Raw genomic sequence first — 12,904 nt, 5'->3', positions numbered from 1 at the left:
CGCCTTCCCACCCGGGATTTGGCGGCTGTTTGCTTTTTCCTGTCTACAAAAGTCGTGCGATTGCATCAAGTATCTGCTCTTTTTGAAAAGGCTTCACGACGAAATCACTCGCTCCTGTTTTCATCGCTTCCAGCACCTTCTGCCGGTGCCCGATTGCCGAGCAGATCAAAATTTTGGCATCACGGTCAAAATCCAAGATGTGACGCATGGCTTCAATCCCGTGCATGTGCGGCATGGTAATATCCATCGTGACAATATCTGGCTTGAGCTCCTTGTACTTTTCAATTGCCTCCAAGCCATTCGTCGCTTCTCCACAAACTTCATGTTGTTCGCCTAGCATATCCGCCAGCACCCTTCTCGTGAAGGCTGCGTCATCTACTATCAGCAATCGGGCCATGCAGTCTTATCCCCTCGCATCTCGCTTGCTATTCTACTTCCTACTTTTGCAGAAATCGCAAGCCTTGTCCACGAGAGAAAATGACTTCTTTTGTCGAATAGCGCCAACTCCGATCGGTTTTATGAAATAAAGCCGATTCGCTCGCTGCTCTCTTTCGAAACATTGTCGCTGACGGGTTCAGCTGTCCCGCTCGACGCCAGAGGGCTATCTGGTTTCGGGTGTGGAGTGGTCTCACCAATCTCCGGTCGATCGACTTGTGTTACCTCATCAGGAATATGAATCTGGGGGATTTCCACCCTATCGTTTTCCATCGCGTGTACGCCTCCCTTCTGTTCCCGCTTGGCAGGATGTTCTCCATACGATTAGCCTGTCCGTATCCCTTTTTTCCATGCACAACCTTCAGAGAACCGATATAATAGGCATGACATGTATTTATATTTTCATGTGGTTTATGCTTTTTTTCTATGGAGGAATCCCGCATGCCAAAGCTGCTGCCATTTCCCGTCTTATTTACCGGTTTGGTAGTCGGGCTGCTTCTGCTCATTACCAGTCAATTCGTTACAAGCATGAAGCATCTCGATAAAGTCATAAATAAAAGCAGCCATTCTTCTGACAAAGTGCGTGTCGCCCTGTTGCTGGAGGGCCCCACTTATGATCAGGGCTGGAATAGCAGTGCACTGGAGAGTATGACAGAACTGCAAAAAAGATTTAACTTTTCACTCGAAATCGCCAATAATATAAAACCGGAGCAGATCACGAAGGTGGCTGAAAAATATGCATCCAACGACTATGATCTCATACTCGGTCATGGCCTCATCTTCTCTGATCCTTTTACAGACGTGGCGCTTCGGTATCCGAAATCACACTTTGTTTCCTTTAACGGAGAGGCTCCGCATCCGAATCAGACGACGATTCGTTACGATATGAAGCCTGCTGGTAAGCTCGTCGGCATACTTGCGGCGAAGATGTCGAAATCGGATAAAGTTGGATACATCTTGGTAGACAAGCCCACAGAGTTCCTACAAGTAGAAGGCTTTATCGAGGGAGTGAAAAAGGAATCGCCCAACACGTCTATCCTCGTGGGAAAAGTTCCTGATTTCAATGATATTGAGGGAGCCATTCGCACAACTCGCGACATGATATCTCAAGGTGTGGATGTCATCTACACCACAGGCGACAGCTTCAATCTCGAAGTGATTACAGAAGCGCAGCGCGCAGGCGTATTCACCATCGGATACATTGCCGATCAGCGCTACATCGCTCCAGACTACGTGCTGGTCTCCATGATGCAGGATGTTCGTCAATGCTACCGCATCATCATGGAACAGTTTATTCAAGGGGATCTCCCGAATGGAAAAGTCATGTACGGACTTGCCGAAGGAGTCAACCATCTCAGTCAATTCGGTCACATGGTGCCAGCAAATGTACGTGAAGATTTAGAACGGGAATTGCAAAATCTCATTCCTTCCCGTGGCTCGTATGGAGGTTAATCAGCATGCCCCTTTTCAGCAATCTCGGATTTCAGAAAAAAATCATGCTCAGCTATCTCGTAATGATGCTTCTCATCGGTTGCGTGACGACCCTGTTCAGCTATCAAATGACCAAGGTCACCTCTGATGAAGTGTATTTGACGCAAAACCTCTTGCCGCAAACGAGCGCCTTACTGGAAGTCAAAAATCAGATATACACCAAGACATATGCGTTGAACATGTATACATCGACACGAGACGAGTCTTATTTGGATCAATACTATACAAATCTGATCGATACGGCTCGCTTTTCCTCGCTTCCCAAAACCGAGGCGAACAGTGGCTTATTTACCATTATTGAATCGATATCCCAACTGGACTTTATCTTTTTGAACAAAATCAATCCGTTGCTGCAAGCGGGGAACGTTCCAGCCGTCAGTTATGTACTAGACAACGAAGTAAAGCCCTTGCTCGATCGATTGGAACGAGATCTCTCTTTCTCACTCAATCAGCTAGAGTATCAGACGAATAAAGAGTTTCAGAATTCGAATGAGAGCATCAAAGTCTCGTTGATCCTGACGTATTCGGTTTCCGTAGCCTCTATCTTGTTTGGGCTGTTCTGTACGTTTTACTTCCGCAATGAGCTGTTGCGCCCGATCCAGTCCCTGATGCAGCAAGCACGTGAAGTATCGAAAGGAACATTCGGTCAGCAAATCGTCTATACCCATCAAGATGAATTCCTTGAGTTGGCGCAGGAGTTCAATAAAATGTCGAGCAGCATCGCCAATCTATTCGCACAAGATGAAAGACAACGGCAAATTTTGACCGAAGAAAAAAACATCCGGGAGCAAATCTTAAACTCTCTGCCTGTTGGGATTATTACCCATTCCCATGCGACAGTTGGTCTTCATGTAAATCAGTTGGCACAGCATTTGGTCAAGCTCGACGATCACGGCTACCCCGTGTCCAAGGATTCCTTTGAAGCACCCACACGCAATGAGCCGACTCCCTGGTTCGTCAATCGCAAAATGACCTTGTACAAAAAAGACGACACGCCATTCATTGCCCTGGTCTCCTACATCCCTTTGCACAATCATCACCACGATCAGGAAACCGGGTGGATGTTCGCCTTCTTGGACATTACGGAGCAGGAGCAAATTCAAGAGTACTTGAATCAATCCGAGAAGCTGGCCATGGTCGGTCAGTTGGCAGCGGGAGCCGCTCATGAAATTCGCAATCCGCTAACGGTCATCTACGGCTTTATTCAGCTATTGGAACAGCGTTTATCGAATCAAGAGCGCGATTTGTACTACTTACCCTTAATCTTGCAGGAAATTGAACGGGTCAACCGTATCGTGACGGAGTTGTTGATGCTCTCCAAACCGTCCAAGCCCGATTATCGCGAGGTTGCGCTAACCGGAGTCGTTCATTCGATTCTTCCGTTGATGAATGCCGAGGCCATGCTGCATGGGATTCAAATCGTCGACCGCTGCGATCCGAACATTCGCATTCACGTCGATGTCGAGCAATTAAAGCAAATCCTGTTAAATTTAATGAAAAACAGCATTGAAGCCATGAAAGACGGCGGCGTTCTCTCCATCGAAAGCCGCCTGGACGATCAAGCTGTCCATATTCATGTCACAGACACGGGAGAAGGCATTTCCCAAGAGTATCTGGTCCGCATATTCGATCCGTTCTTCTCCTTAAAAGAGGATGGGACAGGACTGGGGCTGCCGATTTCCCGACGAATGGTCGAAAACCACGGTGGAGATCTGCAAGTGAACAGTAAGCTGGGGAAAGGAACGGAAATCATCATCACGCTCCCGCTTACACCAAAAGAAGATTAGGCTTGCGCATCCAGCCAAGCGAACATCTTGCGCGTATACATCTCCATATCTTCTCCGACAAACAGATGGCTGGCCCCTTGCGCCAGCCATTTTTCATAGGGTTTGCCTGCCCGCGTCAGTGCATCTGCCAATTTATGAGCATGCTCCACTCCCACATTCTCATCTTCCGTTCCATGTATGATCAGCACAGGGCAAGAAATCTCGTCCATCCGATACAAAGGCGTCCGATCGCGGTAGGCATCCTCCTGCTTGCGCGGGTGACCAATGATTCTGCGCAGCATCCTTCTCAGATCAACCCGCTCCTCATAGGTCAAAAACATGTCGCTGACGCCACTCCATACGACGCAAGACAGCACGCCTTTGCACTCCATTGCAGCAAACAAGGCCATGACGCCACCGCGTGAAAAACCGTAGACACTGATTCGCCCCTTGTCCACCTTCTCCAGGTTGCGGAGCAATTCAAATGCGGCAAACACATCATACCTGTCTGCCCCACCGAATTCATCCCGGCCCTCTCCGCCTTCGTTGCCACGGTAATGAGGAGCGAGGATCACGTAGCCAAAGGAGGCCATTTGACTGATTCGCTCGGGTCTGACGCGTCCCACTCCTTTTATCCCGCCTCGGCAATACAGGAGAGCCGGCAGACATGCTCCCTCCTGAAAATAGGTCTCTGGTACAGCCAATGCAGCTTTTACCAGCAAGTCTTGACTGTAGTAGCTGACGGTATAGAGCCGCACTCCCAGATGGACTGTCTCCTCAGGTGTACATGCGACAAATGGTGAAGTATCTAGCTGCATCCTGCTCACGATTCCTCTCTCTGTGATCTCGTAATCGTATCCACAAGCGTCACCATCGAAGGTGATAGCCATTTCTTTTTATGATAAACAAGCTGAATGGAAAAAGGCGGCTTATCTGACTGAAACGGTATGGCTGTGAGCACCCCTTCTGCGAGCTCTCTCTTGACCGCCATGTGCGGCAGCAAAGCTACACCCAAGCCACAGCGCACACACTGCTTGATCGCTTCCGGATTGCTGAATTGACAGGCGATTCGCTGACTCATCCCAACCTCTCCAAAAGCCTCCAGCAGCATCCCCCGATACGTACATCCTTCTTCAGTCAATACAAGTGGCTCTCCGCCCAAATCATGGACAGTGAGTGCTGTTGCTGTCGTAAATCGATGGGCAGGTGGCATGACGATCACCAATTCTTCCTCGCGAATAACATGGGTGACTAGCTCAGGGTCTGTACAAGGTCGATCGAAAATGATCCCAATATCGAGATAGCCATCCTTGATCTGCTGTACAATTTCTGCTTCCCCAGCCGTCCGCAATACTAAATCAACCTGAGGATATTGCTGACAAAAAGCCTGCAAATACGGCGGCAGAAAGAACGCCGCCAATGTATCGATCGTTCCAATGGCAATCGGACCTGTCGTCTGTTGCTTAATCACTTCTTTAGATTCCCCATACAGACGAATCAATTCCCGAGCGTACGGCAGCAAGGCTTCTCCTGCTTGCGTCAGTCGCAGCTTGCGTCCGTATCTTTCAAATAGCGGGGCTCCATACGACTGCTCCAGCTTTTGCATTTGTGCCGTTACCGTCGGTTGAGCATAGCCCAGTTCTTCTGCAGCCCGTGTAAAGCTCCCATACCGGGCTACTTCGCGAAAAGTATGTAAATAGACCAGCTCCATCCCGCTTCCTCCCATAGAAATTAGTAATGATCTTCATTGAATAGTATAGATAACTGTGATGATTGCTTCAATGCTATGCTTTGTACATAAACCATCACACGGTACGAGGAGGATTTGGATATGTCCCTTGTTTTGCAAACACCCGCCGCGTCATCTGAAGTAGCCCGCACTCATTTTTTCGACAAGCTTTCTCTCGAAACAGATGTCGCTGATGTATGGAATGACATCCAAAACCGAGTAGAAGGCTTCTACATCCTGGATGCTCGCAGCGAGAAAGCGTATCGGGACGGTCATGTTCCTGGGGCTCTGAATCTCGCCCATTCGCTTATTTCCGCTGAGACGACGGCTACTCTGGACCCGACCAAGCTCATGGTCGTCTACTGCTGGGGTCCCAACTGCAACGGTGCTGCAAAGGCTTGCGCGAAACTGGCCGCTCTCGGCTTTCGAGTAAAAGAGATGCTCGGTGGGATTGAATACTGGGAAAAAGAGGGGAATCCTCTCGAATAGGAAACGCAAAAAAGGACGGGAGCTAGATCCCGTCCTTCTTACGTTATCGCAAGGCTTAGTAGCCGCGTTTTGCATTCTTTTTGTTGATTGTCGCAAGGTTCTCTTCGCTGTGCTTCATCCATTTTTTCATCTTATCTTCGAAAGAAGCTCCGCTTTCTCGTTTTGCATTCCCTCCGCGGTCGCCTCCACGATATCCACCACCACGGCGCTCTTCACGTTCCGGACGCTCAGGCGCTGGGAGTGCTGCGCGAACCGAAAGCGAGATTTTACCTGCATCATCAATGGAGAGTACTTTTACCTTTACTTGTGCCCCCACGGTAAAGTGATCATTGATATCCTTAACAAAACCGTTTGCTACTTGGGAAATGTGGACCAGCCCCTGCTCGGTTTCGCTGACTGCTACGAACATCCCAAACGGTTTAATCGCTGTCACTTTTCCTTCGATGATGCTTCCCACTTGTACTGCCATCCAGTTTGCACTCCTTTTATTTTTTCAGAAAAATGGTGAGAACCTCAAACCAGAAGCCTCATTCTCTTAGTATAGCAGAGAAATTCCAATACTGAAAAGCCTATTCTTTCTAGGCGCATACTCCAAGCTAGTTATGGCCCAGTGCGAATGCATCCATCGCCATTACAAGTTCTTCATTTGTCGGGATTACCATGACTTTTACCGGAGAGTATTTCGTGCTGATGAATGCCTCACCTTTGCTAGTGCGGTTTACCTCACGATCCAGGTTTACCCCGGCAAATTCGAGACCAGAGCACACCAAATCACGCACGGCAGCACTATTCTCTCCAACACCTGCCGTAAAGATAATACCATCTACTCCATTCAGTCGAGCAAGGTACAGTCCCACATGCTTATGCAGAATAGTGGTAAACAATTCCAGCGCCAACTTGCTACGGAGATGTCCCTCTTCTGCTTTTTTCATAACGTCGCGCAAATCGTTGGATACACCCGATACGCCCATAAGACCGCTATTGTTATTCAGAATCTTAATAGCGCCAGCCGTGTCGGTCTTTTCAATTTCCTCAATATACGGGATGATACCTGGGTCAATGTTTCCGCTGCGCGTACCCATGGACAAACCAGCCAACGGTGTCATCCCCATCGATGTATCATACGATTCACCATTTCTGATCGCCGTGATACTAACCCCACTTCCGATGTGGCAGCTGATCAGGCGAAGCTGTTCTTTCGAGCGACCCATCATTTCTGCTGCACGGCCCATTACATAGCGGTGAGACGTTCCATGGAAACCGTATTTGCGAATACCGTATTGCTCGTAGTATTCATAAGGCAGTGCGTACAAATACGAGGATGGTGGCATTGTTTGGTGGAACGCTGTATCAAAAACAGCAACGTGAATCAAATCAGGAAACAGACTTTGAGCAACTTCAATCCCGGTCAGGTTAATGGGGTTATGCAGCGGGGCGAAACGGGACAGGTTACGAATTTCTTCTTTTACTTGGTCATTGATAATAACGGACTGCTTAAATGCTTCGCCGCCGTGAACAACACGATGGGAAACGATATCTATCGAATATTGTTTGAGGGATTCAAACACTCCCCGAATAGCATCTTCATATTGGCCACGCTGGATTTGCTCCAAATAATCATGTGCAATCAATGTTTTGGAAGGCATTTCATACAGCTTGTACTTCACCGAAGAACTTCCGCAGTTCAGTACAAGGACATTCTTTTTTTCTACCACGATCTAATCCACTCTCCAATCATTCATCACAGCCTTCTCTCCTACTAGGATGGATAGGCTTCCTACATTTTATAACGATATGCTCTCCGTGAATACAGGTAATTGAGAGCAATTATCAACAACATCGTGACAGATCCAGATGCATCGAGCAAAACATCCTGTACCATTCCGGTTCGATCCGGTGTAAACGTCTGATGCCATTCATCCAAAACAGCCGTCATCACACTGCAAAAAGCGCTCCAGGGCAGTGCTTGCCCAAACGAGAGATGATGCGAAAACACGCGATACCAGCTATAAGCCAAGAGGGCAAAAACAGTAAAGTGTGTCCCTTTCCGTATCAAGAACTCTATAAAACCAGCCGCTCCCTTTTCTTCCAAGCTCACATCCTTGCCTCCGTAAGGAATGGATATGTCGCCTATACGGTCTTGTAAGCTCTGTTCATCTACTAGCTTGTCTATCGTCCCTCGCATGTCTTGCTTGGCGTATGGCTGTGAAGAAGAAATGAACAACCCGAGTAGAATGCCAATCAAAAGCAAGTAATCCCATACTTTTCGATATCGACGCACGTGTTTGCTACCCCCTGCTTTCGATTCTCTTTCCTATCTTACCATGACGTATACCTAGTTAGTCGGTTACAGCTACGTGAACGATTGAAAAAGAAAAACGCCAACCTATTTTAGCGGTTGGCGTCATGTGTAGAAGAAGAAAGTGGCAGGAAGTCCTCTTGTACAGGTACATACTCCCTGGAATCGTGGTTCGAGGCTTCGACTTGCCCTGTTTTTTGTGAGCGAGCCTGTTCCCGTTTTCTTTCTTTGAAATCGCGGCGACGTACTTGGTTATTTTCCCACCAAATCCGCAAATGACGAGCAAGGATCGGCAAGGACATCTCAGAATGAGCAGCCTGTCTTTGAACAGCTGCATGTTGCATACCAGGAAGGAGTCCCATTGTGGCAAAAGCCCCCATTAGAACGCCAAGCAACAATACGCTGGCAAAGGACGCAAACGAATCATTCCCACTCCCCAAGCCCCCAGCTAGCGGAAGGCTGGCTAACGCGATCGCCAAATATATCCCCGCTTGATTAAGCATGGTGCGTTTTGCCCCCAGCTTGATACCGTCCCAAACTCGTTCCTGTTCGGCTTGGGCCTTGTACAGCTCATCCAGCGCAAGAAGTGCCTGCAAAATGATGACGGCAATGACAGCAACCATACCATAGAAGCTCATCACGTTCATCGGTCGATCCAGCCACAGCAATCCCAGCGCAAAGCCTCCAGACAAGACAGGCAAGAGAACGAGGGCAAATAATCCATCGCGCGTTCTGCGTTGCAAAAGCAAGCTCATGATAAGTACGAGGGCAATCAGACTGCCAATCGTCAAGAATCGGCTGCTCCAATCAACCTTGTTGAGCTTTTTCTCCTCCAATTTCTTCAGCTCATCGTTGTTATATACCGTGTAGCCTTCGGGTATCGTCACCTTTTCTTGCATGGAATATGGAATGATGTAAGACCATAGCTCAATTCGACTTTGGTCTGAGACGGCACTGCTTACCTTGAAGACATACAGTCCGTCTTCCCGTTGATAAGTGGGCGGTTCGCTGCCGATCGACCAATCTACCAGCTCAGATAACCGCACTGTACCTTGTGATGTTCGAATCAATATATTTTTCACTTGATCCGGATAGTCCATCCACCCGTCAGGGAATCGGACGTGGATCGGTACCTGACGCTCGTTCCAATAGACACTGCCAGCTGTTTTTTCTCCCAAATAGCTCTCCAGTTGTCTCTTGATCTCCTCTTGCGTAATCCGGTAACGTGCCAGCATCTCTTGTTTCGGACGAATGTCGATAAAGGTCCCCTCTGCACCTGGACCGATTCGTTCATCTGTTACAAGTTCTCGCCCCTCTTTATCCTTCGCACTCTGTTTTTCCATGAATGCCAATACTTCATTAGCAATGTTCTGCGTCGTTTGCAAGGATCGCCCCATGATCGTCAAGACGAGACGTGTTGCCTTATCTTTATCAATGACCAGCGCAAACGGATCTGTCTGAGGAATATCTCGCAGCTCTTTGTCCAGTACTTTTTCCAGCTCCGAGACTGATTGCGTCCAATCGTATTTGTCCACGAGCTTTAGTTGAAAACTCAGATTTTCTTCGGAAGCAATCGTGTAGACATCTCGGACTTCGTCAATGGCGAGCAAACGCTCCTCGGCTATTTGTGCTGCCCGCATGGCCTCATCGATGCTGCTTCCCTGCACCATTGGCAAAGAAAGCGACTTTTCCCCATAATCAAGCTTGGCGTACGGATCTACAAGAATAAACGACTTGAGCAAAAAGACGAAGACAAGCGAGGCAACCAGTGTGATTCCATAAGGCAAATACCCTTGTTCCACCAGTCGTTCCCAGCGATCTTGAAAAAAACTTGTCACCTTATTGGAGGCCCGTGGTGTTTCCTTCTCTACTCGTTCGGAAGCTTCCAGCCACGTTCCTGTCAGTACAGGTGTGATAAATCCATAGACAAGAATAAGAGCAAACGTGCCCAGCAAAAGAACGGGCCAAGCATCGTACAAGACAACCTTGTCTTCTGCCTTGAGGAAATCAGTGAATACGGCACCTGTCCAACAGGCTGCCACTACGACAACCGTGAGTAAAAACGGCTTCATCAACCCCCACGCCATTTGCAAGCAACGAACAAACGAGTACGAGGGCAGGCGAGAAAACTGATGAAACAACGCAGAGCCTGCTCCTGTGAACAATAGCGAAAACAACACGAGTGGCCCAAGCGTGGAGAGCGTCAATGGGATTCCCCAAAGCCACATTCCCCCAAGAACACTGCCGACCGCAAGTACGTTTGCAAAAAGCGCAAGTACAGCCCCTGCCCATTGTTTTCGGGTCAAGTACATAAAGAGCGAACAGATGACAGCAGTTAGAACAGCTAATGCCCCAAGCTGCCTCAATGCAGCGGTGATTGTCTGCGCGTCGTCACGAAACAAATCGAGGCGGTACTTGCCGCCTGAAGCCTGGTTCAACTCGGCAACCGCTCCCTTTACTTGCTTACTGATTACAGGCAATTGCCCGACATCTGCTGCATACACCGTGATTCCTAATGCAGGCGAGCCTCGATACATCCCGATTTGTTCGCCTTTGCTCCCGCGTCGATCACGAATGTCAGCCAACGTATGTAGTGGTACGTATCCTTTATCGGTGGGGATCAAGTGCTTACCCAGATCTTGCAGCCCTTCCGATTTACTCGTCCATTGAATAATGGTTCGATCCTTATCAGCTCCAACAGAGCCTACCTCTTCCCCAACCACATCTATCGGCAGTTGCGCCAAAACATCAGCAGGTGTGAGCCCGTAGGCGAGTAGCATGGACGGTCGGAAAATGATATCTACCTGCTCTTTCAAGGCTTGCTTGTCCATTTCGATGCGAGCGATCCCTGGCAGATTGATCAATTTGTCGTAGACGGTATTTTGGGCAACGTCAGACAAGGTCTGCAAGTCCGTGCCGTACAGTACATAAAAGCCAATTTTGCTGTCTGCCAGATTGCTTTGACTGACGCTCCATTCCTGTACTGGCAGCTGCTTCGTGATTTCTCCCAGCTTCTTTTCCAATCGTTCCTTGTAATCCGAACCGATTTGTTCCGATGTTTTTACAGTAATAACCGCCGACCCCGTCCGAGATTCGGAAGCAATCGTAAGCACACTGCCCAATGAACGTACCGCTTCCTCTACTTTTCTTGCGACTGATTCGTCTACTTCCGCAGAGGAGAGTTTGGGTGCTGAGAGACTAATTGTATATTCCGGCACAGACCGATCCGGAAAAGTCTTGATATCCAGACCGAACCAAGCTCCTACCGCAAGTAGACAGCAAATGACCACCAGAATGCGGGTAAAGGACGGGACAATCGATAAAAATGTCTTGTTATTCATCCGCCACCTTCACCGCCTCACCATCCACTACATACGACAAGCCTGCCGCGACAATCTGGTCACCAGGCACGAGACCTTCCACTACCTCATAGAAGGTTCCTTGCAATGCCCCCACTTTGACAAACGTCTTTTCCACTGAGTTTTCATTGATTTTCATGACGTAATATTCTTCATCAGAGACACCGATGCTGCTAACAGGAACGAGCGCAACATTTGACGCTGGCAGCTGATACTGACAAGTGACAGTCATGCCACCTTTCCACGCTACATTCTTGCCGTCTACGGTCACTTCGACTGGATAAGACCCTAAGCTGGTATCCATAACAGGTGAGACAAACGTCACTTTTCCTTCTGCTTCACTGCCGTCCGGAGCTTTCACCTTTACCACTTTACCTGCCTGCCAATGGGCGATTTGCTCCCTTTCTACCTGTAGCTTGACAAGCCAAGAGCTCGTATCGACCATCCGAATGACCTCTGTCCCAGGTCCTGCTTGCTCCGACGCTGTCTTGGAGATCGCAGCTACCACACCTGTAAACGGAGCTTTGATCACCGCATCAGCCGCTTCCTGCTTCGCGCGGCTCAATTGGACATTGGCCTGCTGGACGCTTGCATTCGCTTCTTCGATATCCAGTGGATCGGCGCCCGTCAGCAGGTTGTTGTACGCAACTTGCTCTTCTTCCAGACTCAGCTCGGCCTGTCGCAGTGCTGAGGCCAGCTTGTCTTTTTCATCTTTCGAGATGGCTCCATTCGCATACAGAACCTCCGCTTTGGAGAGCTCGTCGCGAGCTTTTTGCATCTGTTCTCTCGCTTTTTCTACCTGTAGCTTCTTGGTCTGCACCTCATGACTCTCCGGCCCCTTGGCGGCCTTTTCCCGCTTGATTGCAGCACTTGCTACCTGTCCTTGAGCTGCGTGAATTCCTTGCTGCAGGGCCGTTCCATCTAATGTCGCCAACGTCTGCCCCGCCTTGACAGTGGCTCCTTTTTCAACAAGAATGCCTGAAATTTTGCCTGAGGCGCCAAACGATAAAGCCAGCTCCTGACGCGGTGCCACTACACCTGCGACTTCCATCAGTCGCTCATCCTTGCCATTCTCCACCGTATACGCACTTACCGTTTTTACCTTGATAACCGTTTCTTCTTTTGTTCGTTTCAGACTTGAAACATCCTCATTTAGCTTTTCGCACCCTACGAGTAGCAGGACCACAACCGAGAGACTTATCCATTTATTCGTATTTTTCATTCCTGCAACCCCACATTTCCCCCTGAATCTTCCTATACTGACAAAGAAACGACGAATATTGACAAAATATATTTTACAGAAAAAAATGGTATAGTTGTACTACTTTTCTGTCAT

General features: G+C 48.7%; 12 protein-coding genes. 3 read left to right on the top strand and 9 right to left on the bottom strand.

The window, feature by feature from the left end; translation table 11 throughout:
* Positions 1-43: 43 nt before the first annotated feature.
* A complete protein-coding gene (locus HPY27_RS26105) occupies positions 44-397 on the bottom strand; it encodes a response regulator (RefSeq protein ID WP_017251521.1) in 354 nt (117 codons plus the stop codon).
* A 119-nt stretch (positions 398-516) separates the two neighbouring features.
* Complete coding sequence (locus HPY27_RS26100) at positions 517-708, bottom strand: hypothetical protein (RefSeq protein ID WP_017251522.1); 192 nt, start codon at positions 706-708, stop codon at positions 517-519.
* 168 nt (positions 709-876) lie between these two features.
* Between HPY27_RS26100 and HPY27_RS26095 the strand changes: the two genes are divergently transcribed.
* Positions 877-1,887, top strand: a complete 1,011-nt coding sequence (locus HPY27_RS26095) for a BMP family ABC transporter substrate-binding protein (RefSeq protein ID WP_174226341.1) — start codon at positions 877-879, stop codon at positions 1,885-1,887.
* A gap of 5 nt (positions 1,888-1,892) precedes the next feature.
* On the top strand, positions 1,893-3,713 hold the full coding sequence (locus HPY27_RS26090; RefSeq protein WP_174226340.1) for a sensor histidine kinase: 1,821 nt from the start codon (positions 1,893-1,895) through the stop codon (positions 3,711-3,713).
* Here the strand turns inward: HPY27_RS26090 and HPY27_RS26085 are convergent.
* Together HPY27_RS26085 and HPY27_RS26080 are read right to left on the bottom strand one after the other, a co-directional pair.
* Entirely contained in the window at positions 3,710-4,510 is an 801-nt protein-coding gene (locus HPY27_RS26085) for an alpha/beta hydrolase family protein (protein WP_174226348.1), read from the bottom strand. The two genes, HPY27_RS26090 and HPY27_RS26085, sit on opposite strands and share 4 nt — an antisense overlap.
* Before the next feature lie 5 nt (positions 4,511-4,515).
* The gene (locus HPY27_RS26080; RefSeq protein ID WP_174226339.1) at positions 4,516-5,403 is read right to left on the bottom strand and encodes a LysR family transcriptional regulator; all 888 of its coding nucleotides are present in this window, start codon (positions 5,401-5,403) and stop codon (positions 4,516-4,518) included.
* A gap of 120 nt (positions 5,404-5,523) precedes the next feature.
* Here HPY27_RS26080 and HPY27_RS26075 point away from each other — a divergent pair, with 120 nt between their 5' ends.
* The gene (locus HPY27_RS26075; RefSeq protein WP_174226338.1) at positions 5,524-5,910 is read left to right on the top strand and encodes a rhodanese-like domain-containing protein; all 387 of its coding nucleotides are present in this window, start codon (positions 5,524-5,526) and stop codon (positions 5,908-5,910) included.
* Positions 5,911-5,965: 55 nt separating this feature from the next.
* Here HPY27_RS26075 and HPY27_RS26070 read toward each other — a convergent pair whose 3' ends face one another.
* The 5 genes from HPY27_RS26070 to HPY27_RS26050 form a co-directional block, all read right to left on the bottom strand.
* Positions 5,966-6,379, bottom strand: coding sequence for a S1 RNA-binding domain-containing protein (locus HPY27_RS26070; RefSeq protein WP_007718541.1), 414 nt, complete (start codon positions 6,377-6,379; stop codon positions 5,966-5,968).
* A gap of 127 nt (positions 6,380-6,506) precedes the next feature.
* Entirely contained in the window at positions 6,507-7,625 is a 1,119-nt protein-coding gene (locus HPY27_RS26065; RefSeq protein ID WP_173622873.1) for an acetate/propionate family kinase, read from the bottom strand.
* A 62-nt stretch (positions 7,626-7,687) separates the two neighbouring features.
* On the bottom strand, positions 7,688-8,191 hold the full coding sequence (locus tag HPY27_RS26060; protein WP_017251529.1) for a VanZ family protein: 504 nt from the start codon (positions 8,189-8,191) through the stop codon (positions 7,688-7,690).
* Between the two features lie 110 nt (positions 8,192-8,301).
* Complete coding sequence (locus HPY27_RS26055) at positions 8,302-11,550, bottom strand: efflux RND transporter permease subunit (protein WP_174226337.1); 3,249 nt, start codon at positions 11,548-11,550, stop codon at positions 8,302-8,304.
* Positions 11,543-12,790 (bottom strand): efflux RND transporter periplasmic adaptor subunit, encoded by a 1,248-nt coding sequence (locus HPY27_RS26050; protein ID WP_017251531.1) that lies wholly within the window; start codon positions 12,788-12,790, stop codon positions 11,543-11,545. The genes HPY27_RS26055 and HPY27_RS26050 overlap by 8 nt, the downstream gene beginning before the upstream one ends.
* Positions 12,791-12,904 lie beyond the last annotated feature (114 nt).

Source organism: Brevibacillus sp. HB1.1, assembly GCF_013332445.1.
GTDB classification, from domain to species: domain Bacteria; phylum Bacillota; class Bacilli; order Brevibacillales; family Brevibacillaceae; genus Brevibacillus; species Brevibacillus porteri.
Note: the sequence above shows the minus strand (reverse complement) of the source record. Positions and strands in the feature narration are given on the sequence as shown.